This window comes from Parasulfuritortus cantonensis, from assembly GCF_004337445.1.
GTDB lineage: Bacteria > Pseudomonadota > Gammaproteobacteria > Burkholderiales > Thiobacillaceae > Parasulfuritortus > Parasulfuritortus cantonensis.
The window spans coordinates 12,406-39,260 of record NZ_SJZB01000051.1 but is presented as its reverse complement, the minus strand read 5'-3'; the positions used below and the strand labels follow the sequence as shown (position 1 = coordinate 39,260).

23 protein-coding genes and 1 pseudogene are annotated in these 26,855 nt (G+C 71.6%); 3 read left to right on the top strand and 21 right to left on the bottom strand.

Annotated features, from left to right (window positions below; translation table 11 throughout):
• The first annotated feature begins 68 nt into the window (after positions 1-68).
• Positions 69-197 carry a hypothetical protein gene (locus EZJ19_RS16660; protein WP_276320119.1) on the top strand — a complete coding sequence of 43 codons (129 nt, stop codon included), beginning with the start codon at positions 69-71 and terminating at the stop codon, positions 195-197.
• An 18-nt stretch (positions 198-215) separates the two neighbouring features.
• On the opposite strand, the gene EZJ19_RS14710 is transcribed toward EZJ19_RS16660, so the two are convergent.
• The 5 genes from EZJ19_RS14710 to EZJ19_RS14690 form a co-directional block, all read right to left on the bottom strand.
• On the bottom strand, positions 216-596 hold the full coding sequence (locus EZJ19_RS14710; RefSeq protein ID WP_131448906.1) for a hypothetical protein: 381 nt from the start codon (positions 594-596) through the stop codon (positions 216-218).
• Between the two features lie 100 nt (positions 597-696).
• Positions 697-3,903 carry a sensor domain-containing protein gene (locus EZJ19_RS14705; protein ID WP_131448904.1) on the bottom strand — a complete coding sequence of 1,069 codons (3,207 nt, stop codon included), beginning with the start codon at positions 3,901-3,903 and terminating at the stop codon, positions 697-699.
• Positions 3,904-4,119: 216 nt separating this feature from the next.
• Entirely contained in the window at positions 4,120-5,526 is a 1,407-nt protein-coding gene (nifE, locus tag EZJ19_RS14700) for a nitrogenase iron-molybdenum cofactor biosynthesis protein NifE (RefSeq protein ID WP_131448902.1), read from the bottom strand.
• 115 nt (positions 5,527-5,641) lie between these two features.
• Entirely contained in the window at positions 5,642-6,604 is a 963-nt protein-coding gene (locus EZJ19_RS14695; RefSeq protein ID WP_131448900.1) for a hypothetical protein, read from the bottom strand.
• The gene (locus EZJ19_RS14690; RefSeq protein ID WP_240754794.1) at positions 6,604-7,380 is read right to left on the bottom strand and encodes a 4Fe4S-binding leucine-rich repeat protein; all 777 of its coding nucleotides are present in this window, start codon (positions 7,378-7,380) and stop codon (positions 6,604-6,606) included. The genes EZJ19_RS14695 and EZJ19_RS14690 overlap by 1 nt, the downstream gene beginning before the upstream one ends.
• A 203-nt stretch (positions 7,381-7,583) precedes the next feature.
• Here EZJ19_RS14690 and EZJ19_RS14685 point away from each other — a divergent pair, with 203 nt between their 5' ends.
• Both EZJ19_RS14685 and EZJ19_RS14680 read left to right on the top strand, forming a co-directional pair.
• Positions 7,584-9,074: a bifunctional metallophosphatase/5'-nucleotidase gene (locus tag EZJ19_RS14685; RefSeq protein ID WP_131448898.1), complete on the top strand. Its 1,491-nt coding sequence runs from the start codon at positions 7,584-7,586 to the stop codon at positions 9,072-9,074.
• A gap of 176 nt (positions 9,075-9,250) precedes the next feature.
• Entirely contained in the window at positions 9,251-9,634 is a 384-nt protein-coding gene (locus EZJ19_RS14680; protein ID WP_131448896.1) for a hypothetical protein, read from the top strand.
• A gap of 1 nt (position 9,635) precedes the next feature.
• On the opposite strand, the gene EZJ19_RS14675 is transcribed toward EZJ19_RS14680, so the two are convergent.
• The 16 genes and pseudogenes from EZJ19_RS14675 to EZJ19_RS14600 all read right to left on the bottom strand — a co-directional run bounded on the left by EZJ19_RS14675 (position 9,636) and on the right by EZJ19_RS14600 (position 26,748).
• Positions 9,636-10,085 (bottom strand): GNAT family N-acetyltransferase, encoded by a 450-nt coding sequence (locus EZJ19_RS14675; RefSeq protein ID WP_131448894.1) that lies wholly within the window; start codon positions 10,083-10,085, stop codon positions 9,636-9,638.
• A 4-nt stretch (positions 10,086-10,089) separates the two neighbouring features.
• Entirely contained in the window at positions 10,090-11,079 is a 990-nt protein-coding gene (locus EZJ19_RS14670; protein ID WP_131448892.1) for a glycosyltransferase family protein, read from the bottom strand.
• Positions 11,076-11,942 carry a glycosyltransferase gene (locus EZJ19_RS14665; protein ID WP_131448890.1) on the bottom strand — a complete coding sequence of 289 codons (867 nt, stop codon included), beginning with the start codon at positions 11,940-11,942 and terminating at the stop codon, positions 11,076-11,078. Before EZJ19_RS14665 ends, EZJ19_RS14670 begins: the two co-directional genes overlap by 4 nt.
• Positions 11,943-12,081: 139 nt before the next feature.
• Complete coding sequence (locus EZJ19_RS14660) at positions 12,082-13,431, bottom strand: di-heme oxidoreductase family protein (RefSeq protein ID WP_131448888.1); 1,350 nt, start codon at positions 13,429-13,431, stop codon at positions 12,082-12,084.
• Positions 13,428-14,732, bottom strand: a complete 1,305-nt coding sequence (locus EZJ19_RS14655; protein WP_131448886.1) for an ABC transporter substrate-binding protein — start codon at positions 14,730-14,732, stop codon at positions 13,428-13,430. The genes EZJ19_RS14660 and EZJ19_RS14655 overlap by 4 nt, the downstream gene beginning before the upstream one ends.
• A 13-nt stretch (positions 14,733-14,745) precedes the next feature.
• Positions 14,746-16,701: a TonB-dependent receptor plug domain-containing protein gene (locus EZJ19_RS14650; protein ID WP_131448884.1), complete on the bottom strand. Its 1,956-nt coding sequence runs from the start codon at positions 16,699-16,701 to the stop codon at positions 14,746-14,748.
• 28 nt (positions 16,702-16,729) lie between these two features.
• On the bottom strand, positions 16,730-19,000 hold the full coding sequence (locus tag EZJ19_RS14645) for a TonB-dependent receptor (protein ID WP_131448882.1): 2,271 nt from the start codon (positions 18,998-19,000) through the stop codon (positions 16,730-16,732).
• A 30-nt stretch (positions 19,001-19,030) separates the two neighbouring features.
• Complete coding sequence (locus tag EZJ19_RS14640) at positions 19,031-19,465, bottom strand: ExbD/TolR family protein (protein ID WP_131448880.1); 435 nt, start codon at positions 19,463-19,465, stop codon at positions 19,031-19,033.
• Complete coding sequence (locus EZJ19_RS14635) at positions 19,465-20,115, bottom strand: MotA/TolQ/ExbB proton channel family protein (protein ID WP_276320118.1); 651 nt, start codon at positions 20,113-20,115, stop codon at positions 19,465-19,467. The genes EZJ19_RS14640 and EZJ19_RS14635 overlap by 1 nt, the downstream gene beginning before the upstream one ends.
• Before the next feature lie 2 nt (positions 20,116-20,117).
• Positions 20,118-20,840 carry an energy transducer TonB gene (locus tag EZJ19_RS14630; protein WP_131448876.1) on the bottom strand — a complete coding sequence of 241 codons (723 nt, stop codon included), beginning with the start codon at positions 20,838-20,840 and terminating at the stop codon, positions 20,118-20,120.
• Positions 20,833-21,624 (bottom strand): ABC transporter ATP-binding protein, encoded by a 792-nt coding sequence (locus EZJ19_RS14625; RefSeq protein ID WP_131448874.1) that lies wholly within the window; start codon positions 21,622-21,624, stop codon positions 20,833-20,835. Before EZJ19_RS14625 ends, EZJ19_RS14630 begins: the two co-directional genes overlap by 8 nt.
• A pseudogene (locus tag EZJ19_RS16510) lies at positions 21,621-22,582 on the bottom strand (FecCD family ABC transporter permease). Before EZJ19_RS16510 ends, EZJ19_RS14625 begins: the two are co-directional and overlap by 4 nt.
• A gap of 113 nt (positions 22,583-22,695) precedes the next feature.
• Positions 22,696-23,322: a globin domain-containing protein gene (locus tag EZJ19_RS14615; protein ID WP_131448872.1), complete on the bottom strand. Its 627-nt coding sequence runs from the start codon at positions 23,320-23,322 to the stop codon at positions 22,696-22,698.
• A gap of 26 nt (positions 23,323-23,348) precedes the next feature.
• A complete protein-coding gene (locus EZJ19_RS14610; RefSeq protein WP_165873591.1) occupies positions 23,349-24,392 on the bottom strand; it encodes an ABC transporter substrate-binding protein in 1,044 nt (347 codons plus the stop codon).
• A gap of 278 nt (positions 24,393-24,670) precedes the next feature.
• Positions 24,671-24,967, bottom strand: coding sequence for a hypothetical protein (locus EZJ19_RS14605; RefSeq protein WP_131448868.1), 297 nt, complete (start codon positions 24,965-24,967; stop codon positions 24,671-24,673).
• A 59-nt stretch (positions 24,968-25,026) separates the two neighbouring features.
• On the bottom strand, positions 25,027-26,748 hold the full coding sequence (locus EZJ19_RS14600) for an AAA family ATPase (protein WP_131448866.1): 1,722 nt from the start codon (positions 26,746-26,748) through the stop codon (positions 25,027-25,029).
• Positions 26,749-26,855: the final 107 nt, after the last annotated feature.

Below are 26,855 nucleotides of genomic sequence, written 5' to 3'. Positions count from 1 at the left end.
TCGCGCGCCCACCGGGCGCCACTCCAGCGTGACGGTCTTTCCAATACCTCGTTAGCAAAGGAAAGATCATGCGTTACATCCAGCCCCTCATCCTGAGCCTCTCGCTCGGCTTCCTCACCCTTGAATTCGTGCCCTGGTACGGCGAGGTGCTGGCCGGCCTCTACGCGCCGCTCACCGAGGCGCTGACCCGGGCCTGACGGCGGCCCGCGCCGCCGCTACTTGGCCGCGCCGTCGCCGGCCGCCGCCGGCTCGCCGCCGCGCCGGGTCCAGCCCTGGCGGGCCAGGCATTCGTTGGTCAGGCCCTCGACCTTGGCGTTCCAGGCCGGATCGGGGCTGGCGTTCTGGTTCGGGTAGATGGGCGCCTGCTGCTGCCAGCACTGCTGGACGTTGCCGTACATGTAGCACTGCGAATAGACGGCGTTGGCGAGCGGGGCCTCCGCCGGCGGGGTGGTCTGGAGGACCATCATCCGGCAGGAATAGAAGTCGTAGTCGAAGGCACTCAGGGGTTTGTCCGGGTTGTACCAGCCGGGACCGGGCACGCTTTGGCAGGCGGCCAGAACGACGGGCAACAGGAATACCGGGCTGAACCTAGACATGCTGAACGCTCCCTTGGTGGATTGCGACGACGGGTTGGATTTTATAACCCCTGCCTGCGCTACAGGCAATCCGCTTTCCTACTCAGCCCGGCCCGGCGGCTCAGGTGCGCAGCCGCGGCGAACCCCGCAACAGGGCCGCGAAGGCGTCCCCGTCGAGCGGCCGGCTGTGCAGATAGCCCTGCGAATAGTCGCAGCCGCGCGCCATCAGGAAGGCGAGCTGGTCGCCCGTCTCCACCCCCTCGGCGAGTACCTTCAGGTTCAGGTTGCGCGCCATGGCGATGATGGTGGCGGCGATCTCGCTGGCGCCGACGTCGTTCGGGATGTCGCGCATGAAGCTCTGGTCGATCTTCAGGACGTTGATCGGGAAGCGGCGCAGGTAGGCCAGGGAGGAGTAGCCGGTACCGAAGTCGTCGATGGCCAGTTTGATGCCGAGCGACTTCAACGCCAACAGGGTGCTGCGCGCCGCCTCCGGCTGCTCCATGACCGCCCCTTCGGTGATCTCCAGCTCCAGTTGCCGGGGCGGCATGCCGGTCTCCTCCAGGATGGCGCGGACCAGCTGGACCAGGCCCTTGTTGCGGAACTGGCGCGGCGACAGGTTGACCGCCAGGGTGAAGGGCGACAGGCTGGGGTCGTTCCGCCAGGCCTGGAATTGCGCGCAGGCGGTCCGCAAGACCCACTCGCCGAGCGGCACGATGAGGCCGGTCTCCTCGGCCAGGGGAATGAAGCGCGCCGGCGAGATGAGCCCGCCGACGCGGTGGCGCCAGCGCACCAGCGCCTCGACCCCGACGATGGCGCCGTCGGCGACCGCGACCTGCGGCTGGTAGTGGAGCTCGAACTCGCCGCGCTCGATGGCCTGGCGCAGCTCGCCCTCCAGGGTGAGGCGCTCGCGCGCCGAGCGGGTCAACTCGGCGCTGTAGTAGCGGAAGGTGTTCCGGCCCTCGGCCTTGGAGTGGTACATCGCCGTGTCGGCGTTGCGCAGCAGGGTGGCGGCGTCGCCGCCGTCCTCCGGGTAGGCGCTGATGCCGATGCTGGCGCCGACCACGAGGTCGTGGCCATCCAGGCGATGCGGCTTGATCAGGGCGGCGAGTATCTTGCGCGCCACGTCGCTGGCGTAGTCGACGTCGGCGATGCCTTCCAGCAGGACCACGAACTCGTCCCCGCCCAGGCGGGCGACGCTGTCCTCGGCGCGGACGCTGGCGCTCAGCACCTGCGCCACCAGGCAGAGCAGCTTGTCGCCGATCGGGTGGCCCAGGCTGTCGTTGACGTGCTTGAACTGGTCCAGGTCGATGAACAGCAGGGCGAGCCGTGCGCTCTCCCGCTTGGCGCGCTGGATGGCATGCTCGAGGCGGTCGTTGAACAGCATCCGGTTGGGCAGCTCGGTGAGCGGGTCGTGGTGGGCCAGGAAGTTGAGCTTGGCCTCGGTCTGCTTCACCGCGCTGATGTCCGAGAACACGCCGACGTAGTTGATCGGCCGCCCGGCCTGGTCGCGCACCGTGTTGATGGTCAGCCACTCCGGGTAGATCTCGCCGCTCTTGCGCCGGTTCCAGATCTCGCCCTGCCAGAGCCCCTTGTCCCGGATCTCCTGCCACATGGTGCGGTAGAAGTCCGCCTCGTGGCGGCTCGACTTGAGCTGGCGCGGGTTGCCGCCCAGGACCTCGGCTTCGCTGTAGCCGGTGATGTCGGTGAAGGCCTGGTTGACCGCGATGACCTTGCCGTCGAGCGCCGTGATCATCACCCCCTCGGTGGTGCTCTCGAACACCTTGGCGGCCTGGCGCAGCTTTTCCTCGGCACGGATGCGCTCGGTCACGTCCCGGAAGATGCCGACCACGCCGATCACCTGGCCGCGCGGGTCGCGCAACGGCTCCTTGCTGGTCTCCAGCCAGCGCGTCTCGCCCTCGAGGTCGATCGGTTCGATGATGTTCAGCTTGGCCGTCTCGCTGGCCATCACCTGGGCGTCGTCGGCCTGGTACAGCGCGGCATAGGCGCGCCAGTGGAACTGGTAGTCGTCGCAGCCGACCAGTTCGGCGGGGTCGTCCAGGCCGGCGAGCCGGGCGAACGCCCGGTTGGCGCCCAGGAAACGGGATTGCCGGTCCTTCCAGAAAACGTAATGGGGGACCGTGTCGATCACCACCTTGAGCATCTGGGTCGCCTCGAACAGGCGCGCTTCGCCCTGGCGGCGCTCGCTGATGTCCAGGAAGGTCACCACGGAGCCGATCACCTGGCCGTCCTGGCGCAGCGGATAGGACCAGTATTCGACCGGAAAGGCGCTGCCGTCGCGGCGCCAGAACACCTCGTCGTCGATGTGCACGCCCGCGTCGTGCCGGTAGGCCTGGTAGACGCGGCAGGCCTCGGGCGGATACGGGCGGCCGTCGGCATGGTGATGATGGATGAGCTGGTGGATGGGGTGGCCGACGACCTGGCCGGGGTCGTCGTAGCCGAGCATGGCCAGGCCGGCCTTGTTGACGAAGGTGCAGACGCCGGCCTGGTCGACCCCGTACATGCCCTCGGCCATGGAGTCCAGGAGCAGGCGGATCCGCTCGCGCTCGTTCTCGAGGGCACGCTGGGTGCGCCGGCTGTCGGTGACGTTGTCGAAGACGATCACGACATGCTCGGGCTGCGGACAATAGACGGAAACGCTGAACCAGCGGTCGAGCCCGGGCACGTAGGTCTCGAACTTCTCCGGTTGGCCGCTCTGGGCGACCCGGTCGTAGGCCGCGAACAGCTCCGGGTTGCTGTCCAGGAAGCCCGGAATCACCTGGCTCACCTTGTGGCCGACCACGTCGCGCAGGCCGGTCAGGTTTTCGAAAGCCGGATTGACGACCAGGAAGCGATAGTCAACCGCGCGACCGTTGTCGTAGAGCAGGCGGCAATAGGCATAACCGTGCAGCATGTTCTCGAACAGGTTGCGGTAGTTCGCCTCGCTCGCCAGCAGGGCCTCCTGCGCCAGGCGCTGATCGGTCACGTCGCGGGCGCAGACGATGGCGCCGGCAACCGGACCGGCGTCCTGCCGATAGGGGGTGTAGATGACGTTCATGTAGCGCCGCCCGAGGACCGGGAAGGCGAACCAGTCCGCGTAGTGCACTTCCGCACCCGCGAAGCAGCGGTCCAGGCGCGGCTTGATGACCGCCTCGAACACCCCCGGCTCGAACAGGTCGGTGACGTGGTGGCCCTCGATGGCCGCGCGCGCGCGGCCGTGGGCGGCCAGATAGGCGTCGTTGACCCACAGGTAGACGTAATCGCAGCCGACCACGGCGATGTGGTCGGGGATACCGGCGACCAGGCGCCGATGGAGGTCAGCCGGCTGCATGCCCCGGACTCGGGCCGCAGCCGATCCCCCGGCACTGCCGGTGCGGCTGCGCCACGGCGTGGTGGCGGATGGACTGCACGGCCAAACGATACGGATGCATGGGCGGCCCCCGGGGACGAATCGACGCAGCCGGCCCGGAAGGCCGGCTGCGTCAGGCACTGCCCCGGATATCGGACGCCGGGCGGCAAACTTGAGCGCGCCGCCGGCGCCGGGGGCTCAGGGCGCCGACATCGCCTGGCCGGGCGCCTCGCTGGTCCGCCAGGGCGCCGGCTTGCGCACGGCCGCCCAGACCGGGCTTTCCATGGTCAGGGCGAGCTGGCGTGCCAGTTCGGCCATGCCTTGGTAGCCGGCGTAGGCGAATTCGCGCTCCTGGTTGATGTCGAGGAAGGGGATGCGCGCCTTGAGCGCAGTGTACATGTTGCGGCCGCCGGCGATCAGGATGTCGGCACCGTATTCCCGCACGATGCCGATCAGGGCCTTGGGGCTGCCGTCGGTGATCATCTTGGTCTTCTCGCCCATGATCTCGCGGATGCGCTCCTTGTCCTCCTCGGTGGACTTGTTGGTCCCCGTGGCCACCACTTCCATGCCCAGGTCCTGCAGGGCGGAGACGATGGACCAGGACTTCACGCCGCCGGTGTAGAGGAGCACGCGCTTGCCCTTGAGGCGGGCGCGCCAGGGTTCCAGGGCGGCATGCGCCTTGGCCTCCTCGCGGGCGATCATGGCCTCGGTGCGGGCCGCGAGGTCGGGGTCGCCGATCAGGCGGGCCAGTTCGCGGAAGGCGTTGGAGGTGTCGGTGACGCCGTAGAAGCTGCCCTCGAAGTAGGGCACGCCGTAGTTGGTCTGCAGCTTGCGGGCGACGTTGAGCAGGGCCTTGGCGCACACCACCATGTTGGCCTCGGCCCGGTGCATGGTCTGGATGTCGCGGAAGCGGGCGTCGCCCGACAGGTTGCCCAGGATGCGCAGGCCCAGTTCGTCGAACAGCGGCGCGACGTGCCAGAACTCGCCGGCGATGTTGTACTCGCCGACCAGGCAGACGTCGTGGGTCTTGATGCCGGCCGGGTGGGGCGGCGCCGGGTCCGGCTCCCGGGTACCGATGACGTACTTGAACATGGCCTCGCCGGCCAGCCGGTTGCCCAGGTTCTTGGTGCCGTAGAAACCGGCCGCGTCGACCGGCACCACCGGCACCCCGACCCGCTCGGCGGCCGCCTTGCAGACCGCCTCGACGTCGTCGCCGGTGAGGGCGGGGACGCAGGTGTTGTAGACGAACACGGCGGCCGGCGCATATTCCTCGGCGGCCTGCTTGATGGCGTGGAAGAGGCGCTTTTCGCCCCGGCCCATGATCACGTCCTGCTCGGTCAGGTCGGTGGTCATGCCGATCTTGTACAGGGTCTGGCCCGAGGACCGGGTGCCGCGGTTGTCCCAGGAGGAACCGGCACAGGCGATCGGCCCGTGCACCACGTGGGCGACGTCGGCGATCGGCAGCAGGGCGATCTGGGCGCCGTCGAACGCGCAGCCCCCGGCGGTGGCGCCGGGCTTGGTCTTGGCGCAGCCGGACTTCTCCTTGGCGTTGTGGCTGCAGGCAGGTTCGTTGAGCAGTTCGGCGATCTGTTTGGTGGTTTGCATGGTGGTCACCCGGTGATTACGCCCATGACACTCTGCAAGCCCCGTGCCAACTGCTATGCCATTGTTTTGACTGGATTTCGCTCCGCCATTGTTTTGTCGCTTTCGCGACAAGGGCTCAAACGGTATAGGGCGCCATGACCCAGCCGCGCAGCAGGCCGGCGTCCTTCTCGGCCAGGTAGCCGTAGCCGGAATCGATGTCCTCGACCGCGGCATAGGCCACCGCCGTCGGCGTCAGCGCGCCGGCGACCAGGTGGAAATACCAGGCCGACGGATAGCCGGCCCGGTCGAAGGCGTGGATCTGGTCGCCCAGCTCGACGCCGCGCCGGTCCGGGTGCCAGTGGAAGCTCTTCAGCTTGCGGGCGTGCCGGGACACCGGCACGGCGCTGGTCAGCCTGTTGTGGTAGCGGTCCTGATGCTCGCGCACGGCCAGGATCCAGTGGTCGCAGAAATGGCCCTTCTCGGCGGCCCGGCTCTGTTCCCACTCGATCAGGAAGCGCGCCAGCGGGGTCGGCCCGAGGCCGGGCAGCGCCGGCCCGGCGAGCACGCGGCGCATGTCGGTGAGGCGGCGGAACCGGTAATAGGGCCGGTGCACGGCGTGGGCATCGACGGCCACGGGTTCGATGGGGTCGGTCAGCTCGTCGAGATCGGTGGGCGGATGCTCGGGGTCGATCAGGCGGCGGTCGAGCACCTCCTGCAGTTCCTCGACCTCCAACTGCATGAAGTCGGCCGGCCCGGGCCCGTACGGGGCGACGAAATAGTGGGTCCGGCCGGCGTGGCGCGTCGCCACCAGGTCCTCGGCGGCATGGCGGTCGATCAGTTCCGCGAGATCCCCGTCGCAGGCATCGAGCTCCTCGTCCGCCCAGCGTTCCAGGTCGTCCGTCACCCGGGTGCCGTCGGTGCGGATCAGACCGCCCGGCCGGTACCAGCTGCCCTGGGTGAGGGCGAAGCGGAAGGCGCACTCGGGCGACAGGCTCTCCGCGAAGGCCAGCAGGCCGCTGTGGTGCGGTTTCGGCGGCGACGCTTCCAGCTCGACGATGAATCGTTGCAGGACGGTGTCGTCCGGGGTACAGGCTCTCATCACGCTTCCTCTCGATCTGCGGTTCCGTTCAGGCGTGCCAGGACCAGTGCCCGGACGTCGGATTCGGGGTCGTCGACCAGGGCCGACAGGGTTTCCGGGGGCGCCTGCCGGGCGGCCGCCAGACGCACCGTCCAGTCGGCGTCGCCGAGCATGGCGGCGGCCTGGTCGGGCAGCATACGCCCGGCGGCAATGGCACGCACCTCGACGTCCTCGTCGCCGGCCAGGCGGGCCAGGGCGAACGGCGGCAGGCGGCGCGCCACCTCCTTGCGCACCTCGCGGTCGGGGTCCTGGGCCATGCGCGGCAGGGAGCCGTGCGGCAGCCGGTGGGCGACCTGCAGGCGGACCATGTAGTCGGGGTCGTGCATCATGCGCGCCAGGGACGCGGCCGGCAGGCGCGCGGCCACGGTGATGCGCACCTCGCGGTCTTCGTCCTTCATCAGGGCGGTCAATTCGTCGGCCGGCAGGCGCGTCGCCACCGCCCGGCGCACCACCTCGTCGGGGTCGCGCGCCAGGGCGCGTATCGCGGCCACGGGCGCGTAGCGCACGGCGATGGCGCGGCGTTCCCAGAACGGATCGTCCAGGCAGGCCTCGGCGTACTCCGGATTGCGGCGCAGGAAGCGCTCGATCTGGCGTCCGCTGTGCGCGATCAGACAACTGTCGCCGGGCGCGCAGCGGCCCTCGCGCAGCGTGGTCTCGCGATGCGGGCAGGTGGCGCAATCGGCCGTCGGCGTTTCGTTAAGCAGGGTCAGTCCGGGCATGGCTCGGGCATGGCGCATAGAGGCTCCAAATTCGTTCTGCCCAGATGAGCAACAGCCGTGCCAAACGCCCGGAAGTGGGCTGCCACGGGCCTGGCGGCCGGCCGGAGGGGAAACCGGCAGGCACCGTTGCCGACATCGCGACGCGCCTTTGTCGGATTTCGGACATCGACCTCCGTGGCCATTGCTATGCTGACACATCCGTCCGCCAGGATGTAGCCACGATGGCGTCGCTCCGTTCCGCCCTGCTCTTCCTCCTGGTCGTCGCCTGGCAGACCGGGCTGGCCGCCTGCCTGGACGGCCAGAAGTTGCGCATCCTGCATTTCAACGACTTCCACGGCCAGCTCGCCGCCTACGACGAAACCGGCGACGGGCGCCCGGTGGCCGGCATCGCCCGCCTGGCGGCGGCGGTCCGGGCGGCGCGCGACGCCGACCCGGCGCGGCCGACGCTGCTCCTGTTCGCCGGCGACCTGCTCCAGGGCACGGTCACCTCGAGCGGCTTCCTGGGCCTCCCGGACGTCGCCCTGTTCGACCGTCTCGGCGTCGACGCCGCGGCGCTCGGCAACCACGACCTCGACTACGGCCAGGACGTGCTGCGCGGCCTCGCCGGGCGGGCCGGCTTCCCCATCCTGAGCGCCAACGTCGGCGGCGGCCGGCTGCCGCTCGCCGCGGCGACCGTGCTGGCCCGGCCCGGCATGGCCCGGGTGGCGGTGATCGGCCTGACCACCGGCGAACTGGCGACCGCCACCCATCCGCGCAACGCGGTCGGCCTCGCCGTCGAGGATCCGCTCGCGGCCGCGGCCCGGCAGCTGCCGGCGCTGCGCGAACGCGCCGACCTCGTGGTGGCGCTCAGCCACCTGGGCGCCGCCGACGACCGCCGCCTGGCACGCGCCCTGCCCGACCTCGACCTGATCGTGGGCGGGCACAGCCATGACGTCTTCCGGCAGCCGGAACGCGAATCCGGCGTCGCCATCGTCCAGGCCGGCGCCCGTGGGCGCTGGCTCGGCGAGCTCGACCTGGACTGCCGGGCCGGGCGCTTCGTGGCCACCGCCTACCGGCTGCTCGACCTCGGCGCCGACGCGCCGGAGGACCCGGCCGTGGCGGCCCAGGCCGGCGCGATCGTGGCCGAGGCGGAACGGGGCCTGGACGAGGTCATCGGCACCAATCCGGTGCCCCTCTCGGCCGACCGCGCCGTGCTGCGCCGGGGCGAGGGCGTATTCGGCGATTTCGTCGCCGACCTTGCGCGCGAGCTGACCGGCGCCGACGTCGCCCTGGTCAACGGCGGCGGCTTCCGGGCCGACATCGGCCGCGGACCGGTGACCCTGAAGCAGGTCTACCAGAGTTTCCCGTTCGGCAACGAACTGCTGCTCGGCCGCGTCACCGGCGCGCAACTGCTGGCTGCCCTGGCACGCAGCGCCAGCCTCGACCCGGCGACCGCGCCGGGCGGCTTCCTGCAGGTCTCCGGCCTGCGCTACCGGATCGAGGCGGGACGCCTGGCGGCGGCCCGGGTGGCCGGCCGGCCGATCGACCCGGGTGCCGTCTACACGGTCGTGCTGCCCGACTTCCTGGCCGCCGGCGGCGACGGCTATGCCATGCTCGCCGGCCTGGCCGACGTGGTGCCGACCGGGCGCCGCCTCGCCGACCTGGTGATCGAGGCGTTCCGCGCCGGCCACGCCGTACCGGCCGCACCCGACGGCCGCATCGAACGGGATTGACGGCCGGCGGGACGGCACCGCCCTGGAGTACCATGGCCACCAATGAAACCAGGTGCGCGGCGGGAATCACAGCCGCCACCGCGCGACGCCGGGTACGCCGCGTGCTTTGGTCCACCGGCCGGAAGCGGTACAGCGCCAGACCGGCCCAACCTGCCCACCCTATAGGCATGACCATCATGATGAATGCAATAGAACGCCAGGCGGTCGCCGATTTCGCCCGCACCAGCCTGGGCTGCCAGTGCGAACCCGAGGTATTCCGCTCCATCAGCCTGGAAGCCGGCGGCACGGCCGGCCTGCCCTGCGTGCGCGTGGTCGTGGGCGAGCGCCTGCTGATCTGGCTGGTGGCCGGATCGAGCGCCGAACAGCGGGTCGCCGAGCTGGCCCGGGCCGGCCTGCGCGAACGCGACGCGCGCGGCTACAACCGCTTCCGCCTGGTCCTCGCCGAGGCAGGGCCGGACAGCGAGGCGCGCTTCCAGAGCGCCGTCGGCATGGATGGCAAGGCGCACCTGCACGGCATCCCGGAAGCCGACTGGCCGGCGCCGGTGCGCGCCCAGCTCTGAGTCAGAGGCGCCGGCGCAACACCCGCATGGCCGACGGCTCGAAGCCGAGCCGGTCGTAGAAGGCCAGGGCCGGCGCGTTGTCCTTGTCCGCCAGCAGGGTGACCCGGGGCATGCCCTGGCCGCGCGCCCACGCCAGCACGTGTTCGACCAGGCGCCGGCCGAGCCCGCCGCCGCGCTGGCGCGCACTCACGATGACGTCCTCCAGAAGCAGCACCGGGCCGCCCTCGACCGTGCTCACCGTGATCAGGGCGTTGGCCATGCCGGCGACGACGCCGTCGACGCGCAGGACGAACAGCCGGCCCAGGGCCGGGTTGTCCAGGATCAGGCGCAGGCCGGCCAGCTGCTTGGCACGCTCGGGCGTAAAGTCGCTCTCCAGGGTGAACAGTTCGGCCAGCAGGTCGGCCAGGGCGGGCAGGTCGTCGGTCCCGGCGAAGTCGATGCGGATGTCCATGTGCTTATCCCTCGGGTGCATGAATGGGTGTCGTATCCGGGTCGCCCAGGAAGACCCGCAGGAACTGCCGGGCGGCGACCTCCGGGCTGTAGGCCGCCCAGGCGGCCGGCTGGGCGCGCCGGAGATAGGCCAGCCGGGCGGCGGGACGGCGCAGGCCGGCGACGGCCCGGCGCAACCCGGCCGGGTCGCCGAAGACCGCCTCGGCCACTCCCAGCCGGGCCGCGCTGCGGGCGTACTCCGGGGTATCGGAGACCACGGCCGGAACGCCATAGTGGATGGCGGTGACCATGCGGTTGTTGCCCTTGCGGCGGTCGTCGGCATCGCCGTCGTGGGCCAGCACGGCCAGGTCGCAGGTCTGCAGGAGCGGCACGAAACCGGCCAATGTCCAGGCGTGGAACTCCACCGCCGGGTGGGCCTTGCGCAGCTTGCCCAGTTCGCGGCCGGCGACCACGGCAACCGGCTGGACGCCGGCCATGCCGAGCAGGGTGGCGAGGTGCGGCACCATGAGGCGGAAATTGCCGTCGTTGCCGAACCAGACCACCCGGAGCGGGTCCCCGGCCCGGGGCGCCGGCAGGACCGGCGGTCCGGGCGCGTAGTCGATGCTGTTGGCGATCGCGCTCCAATGCCGGATGCCGTAGGCGTGCGCCAGCCACTCGCCCTGTTCCGCGCTCGCCGTGGTGACGTGGTCGGCACGCGCCAGCATGGCCTCGAACAGGGCCTCCGGCGCCCAGTAGCGAAGCGCGCCGCCGAGGTCGTCGACGTCGTAGACGATGCGGGTGCCGGCCGCCCGGGCGGCCGCCACGGCGGCCAGCCGGTCGGCGTTCAGGCGCTTCTGGACGAACAGCACGTCGGCCGGGCCGTCCAGGCCGTCCAGGCCGATCCGGCTGGCGATGCCGAGGCGGAGCAGGGCCTCGTGCAGCTGGTAGACCCGGATGCGGGAACTGGCCGTGTTGCGGTCGCCGGCGGGGAGCAGGAGGAGGCGCGTTCCGGTCATGGCGACGCCCCGCTGCAGACCCGGCCGAGCAGGGCCCGGGCGGCGGTCTTCAGGGCCAGGCGGCGCGCTCCGGACGGGCGCGCCAGATGGGCGGGGTCCTGGTCCGGCCCGAGCCAAGCCAGGAAGCGCGCCTCCGGCCAGTAGCGCGCCTCGGCGCCGAGCAGGCGGGCGGCATGCTCGGCGAGGAAGCTGCCTCGCGGCGGCAGCCGGTCCTTGGGCAGCGCGAAGCGGCGGAACACCTCGTTCCACCAGTGCACGCAGTAGGCGCCGGCCACGGCCGCCGCGCACTCCTCCGCCCGGGCCGGCATCGCGAGGTCGAGCGCCCGGCGCCAGGGCACCGGATAGAAGGCGGCCTCGGGCAGGACGGCCACGCCGGGCTCGCCGGCCAGCACCCGGGTGATGAGGCGAGGCCCGGCCCGGCCCCAGCGGACCCCGCTGCCCAACTCCCGGGCCGCCTCGTAGAGCCGCCCGCACACCGCGCTGCCGGGCGGGAAGCGCATGACGGCGCCGTTCACCGTGTCGGCGTCCTGGCGCCCGACGAAGGCCTCGGGCAGGTCGCTGAAGGGGCGCAGGCAGAGCAGGTCGCTGTCGGCCCAGATGCCGCCCAGTTCGTAGAGCAGCTTGTAGCGGAACAGGTTGGAGAAGGCGGCGTAGCTGCCCACCCCGGGGCCCCCGGCATAGGCGAACACCCGGGCGGCCGGCAGGATTTCCGCCGCGTCGCGCCATACGGCACCGGCCGGCAGGCGGGGGCGGGCGTAGGCGAACACCTCGACCTGGAAGCCCTGCTGCAGGAAGGACCGGATCGACAGCCGCTCGTACGGGCTGAGCGCCCGGCCGTGCCAGAACATCCGTACCGTGTTCACCGGCCGGGCATCCCGGACGGCCAGGCCGCGCGGCCTTGGCGGCCTTGGCGGCCTTGGCCGGCTGGGGCTGGAGAGGCATGGTGCGGGACGCGGGGCATGCGGCCAGTATACCCGCCTGCCCCACCCTCCCCGCCTAGCGCTACAGGCTGGCCAGGAAGGCCAGCAGGGCGGACCGCTCCGGCGCTGGCAGGGTGCTGAAGCGGGCCTGCGCGGGGGCCGCCTCGCCGCCGTGCCAGAGGACCGCTTCGAGCAGGCTGCGGGCGCGGCCGTCGTGCAGGTAGCCGACCCGCTCGCCGATCAGCTCGGCCAGGCCGATGCCCCAGAGCGGCGCGGTGCGCCACTCGCGACCGTTGGCCAGGTAGTCCGGCCGCCGGTCGGCCAGGCCCTCGCCCATGTCGTGCAGGAGCAGGTCGCTGTACGGGGCGATGGCCCGGTGCGCCAGGCGCGGGAACTTCGGATGCTCGCCGGTCACCACCAGGGGCCGGTGGCAGGCCGTACAGCCGATCGCGGCGAACAGGCGCTCGCCCTGGCGTACCCGAGGATCGTCGACCCGGCGCCGTTCGGGCGCGGCCAGGTGGGCCAGGTAGAACTCCATGTCGTCCAACTGGGCGCCGGTGAGTTCCGGGTGGCCGCCGTCCGGCGCCTGGCGGCAGGCCGCCTGGGCCGGCGTGCAGTTCTGGGCGCCGAACAACGGCGAGGTGATGCCGAGGTCGCCGAGCATGGCGCCGGCGATCTGCTGGCGCAGGTTGGGCATGTTGGCCTTGTAGCCCAGCCGGCCGGCCATGGCGCGGCCGGCGGCGGCGTCCCAGACCCGGTTGACCCGGCCGCCGACGCCGTCCGGCTTGGCCTCGGCGGCCATGCGTTCGAGTTCCTCGGCGCTGACCGCGTCCAGGAGTCCCATGCCGAACACCGGCTGGCCGATGCGGGCCGAGACGAGGACCGGCTCGATGGGGCCATAGGCCAGCTCCGAGAAGGTGAACGCGGGCTGGCGCAGCATCACCGTCTCGCCGCCGGGCAGGACCACCTCGGTCTCCGTCCAGGCGGTCTCGGCGCGGCCCTCGCCGGGCACGCCCGGGATGCCCTCCTCGTTGAACTGGTCGCCGTAGGCGGGGTGCGGCAGCGGCCCGCCATGCGCGCCGATGCCCGGTACCGACAGGCGCAGCAGCATGGTCTGCATGCGCTCGCCCGGCCGGTCCGGGGCGAAGCCGCGGCCGTTGCGGGCGTGGCAGGAGATGCAGGCCAGGCGGTTGTAGAGGGGGCCGAGCCCGTCCACCTCGGTGTCCTTGGCCGGCGACACCACCCAACTCTGGCGGAACAGGGAGCGGCCGCGGAAGAAGTGGTCGCGCTCCGCCTCGGTGAGGCCGGGGAAGGGTTGGCTGTAGGCATCGCGGCCGGCGTCGGCAACGCTGACCTCGGTGTCGGCGGCGGCGCCGGAGAACAGGCCGCAGGCGGCCAGGGCGAGGCCGAGGCGGCGCAGTCGGGGGCTCATGCCGCCACCTCCTTCAGGGCGGCATCCGCCTCGGCACGCAGGGCGGCCGCACGCGCGCGCCAGGCCTGCTCGACCTTGCCGGCCGGCTCGGCGGCGCTGCCTTCGAGACGGCCCTGGAACAGGCCGCGCAGGGCCGGGTCGGCGGCCGCCGCCTCGTCCAGGGGCACGGTCGCGAGCGCCCGGCGTGCCGCCGCGACCGCCTTGCCGGCCGCCTCGGCGGCGTGCACGCGCTGCCAGAGCGCGGCGTGGGCGGCATGGTCGGCGACGAACGTCTGCTCGAACAGGGCGGCGCTCAGGGCCAGGCGGGTACGCGCGCTGTCGCCGTCGTAGTCGAAGGCGCCCAGGCCGGCGGCGGCGAACGGGTTGTAGTAGCCGGCCGGCAGCTCGGCGTACACGGCCGGCCGTACCGGCAGCTTGCGGATGTCGGGATGGCCGAGCAGGCGCTGGCCGGCGTCGGACAGGACGAAGGCGGCGAAGGCGCGCCCGCCCGCCGGGTCGGGGGCCGCGGCCGGGATCGCGACCTGGGCGGGGTTGATGCCGCCGTGGCGCGGGTAGGCGAAGCGCACCGGGACGCCGTTGGCGATCGCCGAGGCGACGAAGAAGTCGATCGACAGGCCGACCAGCAGGCGGCCGCTGGCCACCTCGTCGGTGACGAAGGTGGAGTTGCGGTCGAGCAGCACCGCGTTGCCGGCGATCTCGCTCCACAGGGCCCAGCCGGCCTGCCAGCCCCAGGCCTGGAGGACGATCTCGACCATGGGCGGGGCGAAGCCGACCCGGGCCGGGATGGGCAGGGCGATGCGCCCGGCGTAGCGCGGGTCGGCCAGGTCGGACCAGTCGGCCGGCGCGGCCAGGCCGAGGCCGGCCAGGGCATCCGGGTTGACCACGAAGCCGTAGCCGGCCATCTCGGTGCAGCGGTAGTAGCCGTCGGGGTCGGCCAGCGGGGCGTTGCCCAGGCGGTCGGGCAGGCCGGTGGTGTCGAGGCCCAGCTTCTGCAGGCGGCCGGCCCGGGCCAGGGCCGAGAACACCCGAGGCGAGGCGGCCCAGTAGACGTCGACGCCGTTCTGGCCGGGCGCCTCCAGGTAGGGCTGGGCGTCGTGCGGCATGCGCCAGACGAACTGCAGGCGGTATTCCGGGTGGGCGGCCTCGAAGGCCGACTCGAAGCGCGCCACCACGGCGTCCGGGTAGGAGGTCAGGACCCGTACCGTGCGGCGGGTCTCGGCCGCGAGCAGGCCGGGCGCCACCAGGCTGGCGGCGAGCCCGGCGAGCAGGCGGCGGCGGATGGGGTCGATGCGTGTGGTCATCGCCGATGCCTCCTCAGAAACGGTAGCTGGCGTTGGCGAACAACATGCGCCCGGGCATGGGGTAGCCGTCGGACAGCTCGTAGTTCTCGTCGGTCAGGTTGCTCACCCCGACCTCCACCTCGGCATCCTTGACCGGCCGCCAGATGCCCTTGACGCCGAGCACGGTGTAGCTGCTCAGGGTGCGATAGGTACCGGTGCTGCCGTAGGCGACCTTGCGGCCCTCCTCCCACTCGGCGGTGGCCTGCAACGCCCAGGCCGCGGTGATGTCCCAGTCGACGTGGCCGAACACGCGCTGGCGCGGCGTGTCGGTGAGCGGCACCGTCGAACTGCTCTCGTTGCGCCTGTCCAGCCAGGTGTAGTTGAGGCCCAGGCGCCAGGCCTCGGCCAGGCGCTGCTCGATGGCCAGCTCGAAGCCCTGGTGACGCGCCTCGGCGATGTTCTGCATCTGGTTGCAGGTGCTGCCGCCGCACTCGGTCGAGGTCACCACCACGGTCTGCATGAGGTCCTCGATGCGGCTGCGGAACACCGCGGCCTCGGCGCGCGCGCCGGACCACGGCGTGGTCTTGATGCCGATTTCCAGGTTGAGGGCGGTCTCCGGGCGCAGGTCCGGGTTGGGGATGGCGGTACCCAGGCGGTAGGAATAGCGGTCCTTGATGGTCGGGAAGCGCGACTTGCGCGCCAGGCTGCCGTACACCTCGGTGGCGCCGGCCAGGTCATGCGACAACGCGGCCAGCCAGTTGCTGGCGCCGACGTCCGACTGCTCGTAGGTGTAGGCCTTGTCGGTCTCGCGCTGGTCGCGGCTGGCCCCCAGGCGCAGGCGCCAGCCCGGTGCCAGGGCGATGGCGTCCTCGACCGCCAGGGACACGGTGTCGTCGCGGAAGTCCTTGGTCGGCGAGTTGGGGTTGGTCTCCTCGTGCATGTCCTGCTTGTAGTGGCCGGCGACGCGCAGTTCGTGGCCCTCGAACAGGTAGCTGGCCAGTTCCAGGGAGACACCGCGCGTGGTGTCGTTGTAGGCGCTCGGGAAGCTGGTGTTGTTGAGCTGGGTGGTATAGGTGCCGTTGGTGAAGCCGATCAGGCTGTTGCGGTAGTGGTCGTTGTACACCCGCGCCTTCAGGATGTGCTTGTCGCCCAGCGCCGTGTTGCTGACGAAATAGACGCTTTCCTTGTCCCAATACGGCCACTGCCAGTAGCGGATGCTGCCCGGCGCCGTGCCGGCGTAGGGCGGGTTGCCCTTCTCGCCGTCCTGGCGCACGTAGCCGAAGGCGTATTCGTCGCTCGCGTTCGGGGTCAGGCCGACCTTGAACGACAGCTTGGTGTCTTTGCGGTAGGCGTTCTCCCGGTCGCCGCCGTCCTCCACCGCGGTCGCCTTGAAGTCGCCCGAGAGCGGGAAGGTGTCGGCCTCCAGGTGGGAGGCACCCAGTTGCAGGTACCAGCTGCCCTGGTTGCTGCCCAGGTTGACGGCGGCGCGGCGGCCCTCGCCGGAGAACACCCCGGCCCGGACATCGCCTTCCAGCGCCTTGCTCGGCTTGCGGGTCACCAGGTTGATGGCGCCGCCCAAGGTGTTGGGGCCGTACAGCAGGGAAGCGGCCCCCTTGGCGACGCGCACCTCGGCGAGGTCGAAGGTGGTGAAGCGGCCGAAGTCGACGTAGCCGTCATAGGGTACGTAGACCGGCACGCCGTCCACGAACAGCGGCACCTCGCGGACGTCGAAGCCGCGCAGGTAGACGATGTCCTCGTTGCGGCTGTTGTGCGCCAGGCTCATGCCCGGCACCAGGGCGACCGCGGAACCGACGGTGTCGCGGTTGTATTCGGCCAGGGCGGCGGCGTCCACCACGGTCTCGTCGCTGGACTCCTCGCCGGCCTGGCTGCCGACCACCTCGACGGTACCGAGCTGGAATACGTTGTCCGCGGCCCCGGCGGTTGCGGGCAGGAGGAACGCCAGCAGGCTGGCGATGACTTTGCGTTGCATGGTTGGGGGTTCCTTATGCGGCGATGACTCAGAAATCCAGGGAGACCTTGGCCACCAGGGTGCGCGGCGCGCCCGGGTAGTAGATGGCGCTGCCGCCGGAGAGGAGCTGGTAGTAGTCGGCGCGGACGACGCCGATGTACTTGCGGTCGAACAGGTTGACCACGGCGAGCGAGGCGCCCAGCTTGCCGAACGACACCTTGGTCTGGTAGTCGAGCGAGACGTCCACGGTGGTGTAGCCGGGGATGCGCTGGGTGTGCTCGGTGTCGCCCCAGCGCGAGCCGGTGTAGCGCGCCACCGGGGTCACGCTGAAGTCGCCCTGGCGCCAGGTCAGCCCCATGTTGGCCTGCCAGACCGGCACGTCGGGGATCTGTTCGCCCTTCACCTCCAGGTCGCTGCTGCCCTCGACCGGCAGGTTCTCGGTGAACTCGTTGCGGTTCCAGGACAGGCCGCCGAACACGCTCAGGTTGCTCATCGGCAGCCAGCCGCCGGCCAACTGGACGCCCCAGGCCTGGGTCTCGCCGATGTTCTGCGAATAGGCCGGCAAGGTGCCGGTGCCGTCCGGGTCGTAGGACACCTTCTTGTCGTGGAAGCGGGCCAGGTAGACGGTCGGCTCGAACCAGGCCCGGCCGCGGTTGACCCGCAGGCCGAGGTCGAGGTCCACGGAGGTCTCCGGCTTGAGGTCCTGCCAGAGGTCCTCGGCGGTGATGCCCTTGGCCAGGAACTTGGCCGAGTTGGCCTGGTAGACCGGCCAGACGTCGAAGCTGGGCGCACCGTAGTTGCGGCCCAGGCTGGCCTTCAGCTCGACTGCCGGGGTCAGCGCATAGCCGAGGCCCAGGTAGGGCAGCCAGGCATGCACGGCGCGGCTGTCGACGCTGTTGTTGGCGACCACCCCGCTCGACTGGTCGAGGGCCTCGTCGTAGGAGACGTCGCCGATGTTGGTGCCGGAACCGGTCTTGGTACTGTAGGCGTCGATGGCCGGCAGGGTCTCCTTCATGTAGCGCAGGCCGCCCTGGACCTTGAGCTTGCCGAGCTGGCGGTCGGCCATGGCGTACACGCTGTCGTAGCGGTGGCGCTCGGTGACCTTGGACAGGATCGCCCAGCTGGCGAAGCTGGACAGGTCGCCGGAGGCCGTCGTGTTGTACATCTTCCAGGCGGTGGGCGGGCCGGGCGGCTCGGTCGACTCGCCCCAGTAGCCGAGCTTGAGGCCGGTCTCGCCGATCTTGGTCTGGTATTCCGAGGTGAGGCCGTACCAGGCGTGGTCGATCAGCCATTCGCGCACCTTGTTGTTGCTGCTCTGGCCTTCCAGGTAGTAGCCCTTCTCCTCCAGGTAGAACGGCTTCAGGACCAGCTTGGAATCGGGCGAGATCTTCCAGGTGATCTCGGACAGCACGGTCCAGTCGCGGAATTTCTGCCGGTTGTAGCCGTAGTAGTTGATGCCGGCGCTCGGGTCGGCGCTGAAGTCGTAGTCCCGGTAGGTGCCCAGGTCCATGGCCTGGTCGTAGGTCAGGGCCCGGTAATGGTCCTGGTCCATCTCGTTGTAGGCGGCCATCAGCTTGACCTCGACGGCTTGGCCGATCGGCTGCACCAGAGCCAGGGCGGCGGTGTCGCGGCCGCCCGGGGCGCTGCCGGGACCGCGCCACTTCTCGGCTTCCGTATGCGAGGCCGAGATGAAGGCGGCGCCGCCACCGGTCAGCACGCCGGAATCCCAGCGCGCGAAGGTGCGCGAGAAGCTATCCGAGCCGAACGCCTGCGAGATGTGGGCGCCGGCGCTGCCGGTCGGCCAGCGCAGCCGGGTGTCGAGGGCGCCCGAGGTGTTGAACACGTTGGTCTGGTCCGGCGCCACGGCCCCCTGATAGAGAGCCACCGAGGCGATGTTCTCGTTGTCGAACAGCCATTGGTAGCCCGGGCCGGGATTGACCGTGCCGAACGGGATGCCGTCCACCGAGCCGACCGCGCCGTGGGTGGACACCTCGCCGCGCACCCGCATGCCCTTGGTGCCGCCGGGCAGGTTGGTGAGGCCGTAGGCGTCGGCCGATTGCGAGTTCACCGACGGCATGCCGCTGACCGCGCGGTAGGGGTTGGTGCCGCCCGGGCCGCCCCAGGTGGCGAGGCCGTCCTCGTTCACCTGGTAGACGGTGGCGGTGTCGCTGGCACCGGCGACGGCGGCATCGGCGGCGCTGTCGGCGGTCACCTCGACGGTGTCCAGGCTGACCGCCTCGTCGGCGGCGTGGCCGCTCCCGGCGGCCAGGAAGGCCGGCAGCACCAGGACGGCGAGCGGGCTTGGGCGTAGGTTGGGCATGGTGGTTCTCCGTTTATTGGTGAGCGGGTTTCAGGGGGAATCGGAGTGCGGTTCGCTGACGAAGCCGATGCGGTCGAGGCCGGCCCGGGCCGCCGCCGCCATGACCTCGGCGACGCGGCCGTAGGGCACCTGGCGGTCGGCCCGGATGTGCAGTTCGGGCACCGGGCTGGCGGCCGCCGCCGCGGCCATGCGGGCGGGCAGCTCGGCCGCGGCGATGGGCAGGTCGTTCCAGTACAGGGCGCCGTCGGCCCGGATCGCCAGGTTGAGGTCGTCGGGATGCTGGACCTCGGGGTGGCTGGCCGCTTCCGGCAGGTCGACGCGCACGGCGTGGGTGAGCAGCGGTGCGGTGACCATGAAGACGACCAGCAGCACCAGCATCACGTCGATGAGCGGGATCATGTTGATGTCGGCCATGGGCCGGGTGCCGACCGCGAAGTCGGCGCCGTCGTTTTCGGCGAAGGCCATCAGCGCGCCTCCCCGGCCGGGCTGCCGCCGGCCAGATGGTCGTAGAGGTCGTGGGCGAAGCCGTCGAGCTCGGCCTGCAGGACCCGGTTGCCGCGCTGGAAGGCGTTGTAGGCGAGCACGGCGGGAATCGCCACCGAGAGGCCGATGGCGGTCATCACCAGGGCCTCGCCGACCGGCCCGGCGACCTGCTCGAGGCCGGCCCGGCCGGTGACGCCAATCGCCAGCAGCGCGTGGTAGATGCCCCAGACGGTGCCGAACAGCCCGACGAAGGGGGCCGAGGCGGCCACCGAAGCGAGTACCGCGAGGCCGCTCTCGAGGCGCGCCGCCTCGTCGAGCAGACCCCGGCGCAGGGCCCGGGCCAGCCATTCGCCGGCCTGGCCGCCGCCGGCGTGGCGGCCCCAGGCCCGGAAGGCGGCGGCGGCCAGGCGGCCGTACGGCTCCTCGGCCGGGCCGGCGGCCGGCGCGGCCCGGAAGCCGGCCAGGAAGGCGCGGCTCCGGCGGCCGCGCCGCCAGCCGCGCAGCAGGCGGACCAGGATGACGTACCAGGACGCCACCGACATGACCAGGAGGACCAGGAGGACGAACTGGGCCATGGCGTCGGCCTGGCTCAGGAAGTGGGCGAAGCCGGGTTGCGGCAGGCTATCGGTCAAGGTCATCTCCGCAGGGAAAAGGAAATCGGCACCACCACCCAGCCGGCCACCGGGCGGTCGCCCAGCCGGGCCGGCAGGAAACGCCAGCCGGCCACGGCGGCGCGCGCGGCGTCGTCGAGGCGGGCGAAGCCGCTGCCGGCGTCGAGGCGGATCTCGCGGGCCAGGCCGTCCGGGCCGACCAGCACGCGCAGGCGCACGCTGCCTTCCTCGTGCAGGCGGCGCGACAGGGCCGGGTAGGCCGGGGCCGGGTTGGCCAGGTAGTCGGCGTGGTACGACGGCGGCTGCAATACCGGCGCCGGGGGCACCGGCGCGGGGGCGCGCGGCGGCGCCGGTGCGACGGCGGCCGGTTCGGCGACCGCGACGGGCGCCGGCGGTGCCGGGGGCGCGACCGGCGTCGGCACCGGCGCGACCGCCGGGATGGCCGGCGCCGGCTCGGGCGGCGCGGACCGGGCGAGGACCGGCTCCGGTCGCGGTGCCGGTGCCGGTTCCGGACGCGTCTGCGGGCGCGGCCGGGGGCGCGGCACGGACGGCGGCACGACCGCCGCCGGGGCGGCCGGCTCCACCCAGGCCACCCTGAGGATGCGCGGCGGCTGCCGGTCCGGGCCGGTCGCCAGGCTGGCCTGGGCCACCCAGACGGCGGCGGCGTGGCCGGCCAGGACCCAGGCCAGGAGACCGTAGCTGAGGCCGGCGCCGGCGCGGCCGTCCGGGTGGCCGGCTTCAGGCATGGCTGGCCCCTTGCGGCACCAGGACCACGTTGCCGTCGGCCAGGCGGTGCCGGGTCACGCCCAGGCCATAGAGGCGACGCACGTGTTCCGGGGTGACCACGTCGAGCGGCGCGCCGTCCTCGACGACCCGGCCGCCGTACAGCATGACCACGCGGCTGGCGCCGCCCAGGGCATGCTCCGGGTGGTGCGTGGTCTGCACGAAGGCGCGCCCCTCGGCGGCCAGTTCGCGGACCAGGGCGAGCAGGCGCCACTGGTTGCCGTAGTCGAGGCCGGTGGCCGGCTCGTCCATGACGATCACGGGCGCCTCCTGGGCCAGGGCGCGGGCGATCAGGCAGAGCTGGCGCTGGCCGCCGGAGAGTTCGGTGTAGGGCCGCTCGGCCAGGTCGGCGATGGCCAGGCGCGCCAGGGCGGCGTCGACCACCGCGTGGTCGGTGCGGTTGAGGCGGTCGAACAGGCCACGCCGGGCGATGCGGCCGAGGGCGACCAGGTCGCGTACCTTGTAGGGGAACGGCATGGCCTGGGTCTGCGGGATGTAGGCGACCCGGCGGGCGACGTCGCGCCGGGACCAGGCCCGGAGCGGCCGTCCGTCCAGGCGCACGGTACCGCGGCTCGGTTCGAGCAGGCCCAGGAGGAGCTTGAGCAGGGTGCTCTTGCCACCGCCGTTGGCGCCCAGCAGGGCCACCACCTCGCCGGCCCGCACGGCCAGGCTGACCCCGGCCAGGACCGGGCGGTCGGCGTGGTAGGCGTAGTGCAGGTCTTCGGCGGCGAGCAGGACCCCGCTCATGTCGCCCACCCCCGGCGCACGTTGCGCAGCACCAGCAGGAAGACCGGCAGGCCGACCAGCTCGGTGACCACGCCGATCGGCAGTTCGGTGTCCGCCAGGCTGCGTGCCACCAGGTCGGCGGCGAGCAGGAAGAGACCACCCAGGATGGCGCTGGCCGGAATCAGGTAGCGGTTGAGCGGCCCCACCAGGAGGCGCGCGATGTGCGGCGCCAGGAGACCGATCCAGCCGATCATGCCGGCCAGGGCGACGGTCAGCGCGGAGGCGACGGTGGCGCACACGATGACCCCGGCGCGCACCGCGCGCACCGGCACGCCCAGGCTGGCGGCCTCGTCGTTGCCGGCCGCCAGGGCGTCCAGGGCGCGGCCCAGGAGGGCAAGGCCCAGCACCGCGGCCAGGATGAAGGGGGCGTAGCGGGCCAGGTCGCCGAGGCCGGCCTGGCCGAGCGAGCCCATCAGCCAGTAGACGATCGCGGGCAGCTGCTGGTAGGGGTCGGCCAGGTATTTGACCAGGGCCAGGAGGCCGGAGAACAGGGCCCCCGAGAAGATGCCGCCGAGCACCAGCATGACCACCGCGCGGCTGCCGAACAGGCGCCCGATGCCGACCCCGATGGCGACCGCCGCGAGTCCGCCGGCGACGGCGCCGAACTGGACCAGGGTCCAGCTGGTCGCCAGGACCATGGCCAGGGCGGCGCCGAACGAGGCGCCGGAGAGGACGCCCAGGATGCCGGGCGAGACGAGTGGGTTGGCGAACACGGCCTGGTAGGCCGCCCCGAGGCGGCCAGGGCGGCGCCGATCAGGACCGCGGCCAGGACGCGCGGCAGGCGGATTTCCCAGACCAGGCTCTTGATCAGGTCGAACTGGTCGGCCGGCATGCTGCCCCAGCCGAGCGCGCTGGCCAGGAACTCGGCCAGGTCGCGGGCGCCGACCGGATAGCGGCCGTACAGGAGGGCGACGAACATGGCGAACGGCAGCAACAACGCGAGCCCCCCCAGCCAGCCGGCCGCGAGCGTCCCCGACCCGGAGCGAGAGGCCGGTTCGGCGCACGACAGGCTGGCGGGGGGTGCGTTGCCCATCACGCGTCCCCGACCGCCGTGGTGGCTTGTGCCAGCGACGCCGCGGCCCCCGCGTAGGGGTGGCGGCGGGGCTGTTCCCGGGTGGTGCGCCGGGTGATCATGCGGATGGAGAAGGGCTCCATCCAGTTCCAGTATTCCTCGCGCACCGGCTCCGGAAAGCCGACGTCGTCGAAGCTGGCCAGCAGTTCGCGCAGCCAGACTTCGCGGGCGTGCTCGTCGATGCTGACCGGGAAGTGGCGGATGCGCATGCGCATGGGGCCGTGCACCGGCGTGAACAGCTCGGGCCCGCCGCAGGCCTCGACGACGAAGTCGGCGGCCTTTTCCACGGCCATGGCGAACATGCGCGGGTCGTCCGGGAACAGGGCGCCGACCACGGTCGCCTTCAGGCGGTCGTGGTGCCGGCGCACCAGGCCGCGCAGGGCGTCGGTGCCGGTGGCGGCGAAGACGTGCTTGGATGGGAACGGCACGGCCGGGAAGATGAGGTCCGGGTGCGACTCCATCCAGCGCACCTCGTCGACCGCCTGCAGGGAGCCGCCGGCGCTGCACATGCATTCGAAACGCAGGGCACCGTCCGGGATCGCCTCGACCTCGGCGTCGTGGTGGTGGTGGGGTTGGCAACTTTCCATGGCGTTATCTCCGATCGGATTGGGGTTCAGCGGCGCCCGCCGCCGAGCAGTTCGTCGAGGTCGGCGTCGCTGAGCTCGGCGCCGAAGAAAAGGCGGTAGAAGGTGCGCGTCTCGGCACGCATGTCGATCCGGTAACGGTCCGGGTAGAAGGCGTTGGCCAGCCACTGGATGCCCAGGGCGCGCATGAACGAGGGCGGCCGGTCGAGCCAGTTCATCGGCTTGCGCGGCACGTCGAGGACGCGGCCCGACTTGAGGGCGGCGATGCGCTGCCAGCGCGGGTCGCCGGCGGCGGTGCGGATGAACATCGGGTCCTGGGCGACGATCACCTGCGGGTTCCAGAGCAGGATGCGCTCCATGTCCACCCGCTCCTGGCCGTACATGGTGCGCTGCTCGCAGCGGTAGACGTTGGCGCCGCCGGCCAGGGCGATCGGCTCGGAGTGGAAGGAGGTGTCGCAGTCGGTGGCCAGGCCGTCCGGGGTCTCCGCGTAATAGACGGACACCCGCTTGCCGGCGGGCACCCGGGCCACCGCCTGGTCGACCCGCGCCATGGCCCGGCGGATGTAGTCGGCGAGCTGCTTGCCGCGCGCCTCGCGGCCGACCAGGCGGCCGACGTATTCGAAGGCCGGCGGCCAGTCGGCCAGGGTCTCCAGCCGGACGTAGACGAGCGGCACGCCGACCTTGCGGAAGGGCGCCTCGATGCCGGCCGGCGGCAGGTCGGACTTGTCGTTCAGCCAGCCCAGCGCGAGGTCCGGCTTGAGCGCCAGCAGGGCCTCGGGGTTGACCTGCTTGCCGTGGCCCATGGCGCTGCCGAGGACCGGCAGGTCCATGGTGCCGGGCCGCAGCATGTGCTCGCTGCCGGGCGTGAAGGCCATGTTGAGCGAGTGCACCAGGCTCGGGTCGAGGGCGTAGAGCAAGGCGGTGAGCGGCGGCGCGGCGCCGAACGGGCGCTCGACCACGTCCGGCACGCTGACCGTGCGGCCGGCCATGTCGACCACCTCGCGCGCCGACGCCGGGGGCGTGGCGAGGCTGGACGACAACACGAGGAGGCAGGCGGCCAGCTGCCGCTGCAAGGCGAAACGAACTCCGCGAACCGGACCGGACGACATGGCGAACACCTGAATATATGTAGTAACGGAACATATATTGCAGATGCCATGCCTGGCCCGGCATGGACGTTAAACCTTTGTTATATAAGCGGACCGCTATGTCGTTATGTAGCGATTCTTAGCATAAAGATGACACGGACTTTGCGTTATGTAGGTGACCTTACAAACGGGTGGCCGGCCGGATCGCCGCGCCGGCGTGAACGGGGCCGGGCCACGTCTGCGTCCCGGCTCTTTGCGTGGAATCAGTCGTCCCGGGGCGGCGGCGGCGGATGGCCGTGCTCGCCCGGCCCGCCGCGCGGCGGCGCAAAGCCCTTCGCCTGCATGCAGGCGTCCATGGCCTTGCGCTCCGGGCGGCCCTGGGCGTCCCTGGCCACCGAGGCGGCGCAAGCGTCGATGGCCGCCTTCATTTCGGGGTTGCCGGGCGGTCCGTGCGGGGGCCGGTCCGGCGTGTCGTCACCCGACACCACGGGGGCCCACGCCATCAGACAGGCGATCATCGGGACCGAAATCAACGACATCACCGCCTTGCCGCGCTTCATGACCTGCCTCCAGAGTCGGGAACCGGGTCCACTGTACGGCCGGCAGGTGTGACAGGCCGTTAAGCGGGGCAAATTCCGGTTAAGCCCCCCGGCGTGCCGAGGTCGAGGCCGCGGAACACCGCGCAGCGCCGGAATACCGCCTGGCTCGGCGCCACCTGCTTCTGGTGGCAGTACTTGGCCACCAGCTTGGCCAGGCCCTTGATGTCGCGTCCGGAAGCGGCCGGGAAGAGTTCGACCAATTCGTCCACCAGGGCGGCGTCGAGCCGGAGCCCGAACTGCTCGGCCATCACCCGCCAGATGCGGCGCCGGGCCTCCGCCTCGGGCGGGTGGTATTTGATCAGGGCGATGCAGCGCGAGACGATGGCCTCGTCGATGTCGTCGACCCGGTTGGTGGTCAGGAACAGCAGGCCGTTGAAATACTCCAGCACGCGCAGGAACACGCCCACCACGGCGTTGGTGGCGATGTTGTCGTCGCGCCGGCGGATGTAGACGTCGGCCTCGTCGATCAGCATCACCGCGCCCCAGCGCTGGGCGCGCGTCAGCACTTCCTTGAGCGCCGTCTCCATGGCCGCGACGTTGAGGCCCAGCTGGCCGGAATGGACCCGGTACAGGGGGCGCCGGATGATCTCGGCGTAGACCTCGGCGGTCAGGGTCTTGCCGACCCCGGCCGGGCCGGCGCACAGCACCGTGGTGCCACCCGACTTGCCGGCGATGATGTCGTCCATGAGGACGTCCATCTCGGCGGTCAGGATGTCGATCAGGTCGGTCTGCTCCTCGGGCAGGACCAGCTTGTCCTTCAGCTCCGGCTGGTAGGCGTAGGGCGCCAGGTCGTGCACGTGGACCCAGACGTAGTGGTGCAGGTCGAGGTGGAACATGAGGATGTGGAAGTGCACCGGCAACTGGCTGAACAGGTCCTTGGCCAGGCCGTCGCGTACCGCCTCCGCCTCGTCGTCGGCCTTGTAGCGCAGGCTCTTGCCGGCCCAGCGCAGGTAGCTGGCGAGGATGTCGCCGTTGCTGTCCAGGGCCAGGACGCGGTCGCTCAGGATGCCCTCGTCGTTGACCAGGCGGGCGCCGCCGCCGCTCGAGGACAGCACCACCACGTCCTTGCGCGACCAGTCGGTGTCGCGGTGCGAGGCGGTCGGGTTCTCGGCGTAGTAGCCGGTGCCGCGGCCGCTGAACTGGGCGCCGTAGCGGGCGCGCCAGTCGAAATAGCGCTCGGCGTCCTCGTCGTAGGCGCGGATCAGGTCCTCGGTCTCCTTCAGGTAGCCCTTGGCGGCGAATATCTGGGCCAGGGTACGGCCGCCCAGGTCGCGCGCCCGGATGACCAGGGTGGCGCTGGCCAGCTTGCCGCGCGCATTGGCCTTCAGCTCGATCAGGAGGCGGCCGCTCTCCTCGGTCGACGCCGGCGTGTAGTCGAGCCGGGTCACCACCCAGGCCGCGGGGCGGCCGTCCACGGCGGCGGTGAACAGCCAGCCGCGGATGGCGCCCTCGGCCAGGTAGCGGGCGATGGCCGGGACCAGGGGTTCCAGGTCGTCGCCGTCGTAGCGTGGCCCGGGGGCGCGCATGACCGTCTGCAGGGTGTGGAGCTGGGCGGCCCGGGCGCGCTGGTCGGCGTCGCCGGCCGCATAGAGGGTGCGCAGCAGGTCGATCTCGGGGTCGCCGAGCTGGTCGAGCGCGACCTCGGCGGCGTTGGCCAGGCGCAGTTGCTCGGTCAGGCCGGCCAGGTGCGGAAAGGCCTGGACCAACGCCTCCACGTGGGGGCGGGCGATGCGTAGCTTCATGTCGGGTCTCCGTCTCGGGCGCAGGATGCGAACCCGTTACGGACTGCAAGATGCGGGCCAGGGCGGCCGCACCCGCCGGAGGGCCGCGCCGGGCGGCATTCGGCCGT

What these genes read in the sequence shown, in the direction of transcription:
- EZJ19_RS16660 (WP_276320119.1), top strand. Translation starts at nt 69, where the DNA reads ATGCGTTACATCCAGCCCCTCATCCTGAGCCTCTCGCTCGGCTTCCTC.
- EZJ19_RS14710 (WP_131448906.1), bottom strand. Translation starts at nt 596, where the DNA reads ATGTCTAGGTTCAGCCCGGTATTCCTGTTGCCCGTCGTTCTGGCCGCC.
- EZJ19_RS14705 (WP_131448904.1), bottom strand. Translation starts at nt 3,903, where the DNA reads ATGCAGCCGGCTGACCTCCATCGGCGCCTGGTCGCCGGTATCCCCGAC.
- nifE (WP_131448902.1), bottom strand. Translation starts at nt 5,526, where the DNA reads ATGCAAACCACCAAACAGATCGCCGAACTGCTCAACGAACCTGCCTGC.
- EZJ19_RS14695 (WP_131448900.1), bottom strand. Translation starts at nt 6,604, where the DNA reads ATGAGAGCCTGTACCCCGGACGACACCGTCCTGCAACGATTCATCGTC.
- EZJ19_RS14690 (WP_240754794.1), bottom strand. Translation starts at nt 7,380, where the DNA reads ATGCGCCATGCCCGAGCCATGCCCGGACTGACCCTGCTTAACGAAACG.
- EZJ19_RS14685 (WP_131448898.1), top strand. Translation starts at nt 7,584, where the DNA reads ATGGCGTCGCTCCGTTCCGCCCTGCTCTTCCTCCTGGTCGTCGCCTGG.
- EZJ19_RS14680 (WP_131448896.1), top strand. Translation starts at nt 9,251, where the DNA reads ATGATGAATGCAATAGAACGCCAGGCGGTCGCCGATTTCGCCCGCACC.
- EZJ19_RS14675 (WP_131448894.1), bottom strand. Translation starts at nt 10,085, where the DNA reads ATGGACATCCGCATCGACTTCGCCGGGACCGACGACCTGCCCGCCCTG.
- EZJ19_RS14670 (WP_131448892.1), bottom strand. Translation starts at nt 11,079, where the DNA reads ATGACCGGAACGCGCCTCCTCCTGCTCCCCGCCGGCGACCGCAACACG.
- EZJ19_RS14660 (WP_131448888.1), bottom strand. Translation starts at nt 13,431, where the DNA reads ATGAGCCCCCGACTGCGCCGCCTCGGCCTCGCCCTGGCCGCCTGCGGC.
- EZJ19_RS14655 (WP_131448886.1), bottom strand. Translation starts at nt 14,732, where the DNA reads ATGACCACACGCATCGACCCCATCCGCCGCCGCCTGCTCGCCGGGCTC.
- EZJ19_RS14650 (WP_131448884.1), bottom strand. Translation starts at nt 16,701, where the DNA reads ATGCAACGCAAAGTCATCGCCAGCCTGCTGGCGTTCCTCCTGCCCGCA.
- EZJ19_RS14645 (WP_131448882.1), bottom strand. Translation starts at nt 19,000, where the DNA reads ATGCCCAACCTACGCCCAAGCCCGCTCGCCGTCCTGGTGCTGCCGGCC.
- EZJ19_RS14640 (WP_131448880.1), bottom strand. Translation starts at nt 19,465, where the DNA reads ATGGCCTTCGCCGAAAACGACGGCGCCGACTTCGCGGTCGGCACCCGG.
- EZJ19_RS14630 (WP_131448876.1), bottom strand. Translation starts at nt 20,840, where the DNA reads ATGCCTGAAGCCGGCCACCCGGACGGCCGCGCCGGCGCCGGCCTCAGC.
- EZJ19_RS14625 (WP_131448874.1), bottom strand. Translation starts at nt 21,624, where the DNA reads ATGAGCGGGGTCCTGCTCGCCGCCGAAGACCTGCACTACGCCTACCAC.
- EZJ19_RS14615 (WP_131448872.1), bottom strand. Translation starts at nt 23,322, where the DNA reads ATGGAAAGTTGCCAACCCCACCACCACCACGACGCCGAGGTCGAGGCG.
- EZJ19_RS14605 (WP_131448868.1), bottom strand. Translation starts at nt 24,967, where the DNA reads ATGAAGCGCGGCAAGGCGGTGATGTCGTTGATTTCGGTCCCGATGATC.
- EZJ19_RS14600 (WP_131448866.1), bottom strand. Translation starts at nt 26,748, where the DNA reads ATGAAGCTACGCATCGCCCGCCCCCACGTGGAGGCGTTGGTCCAGGCC.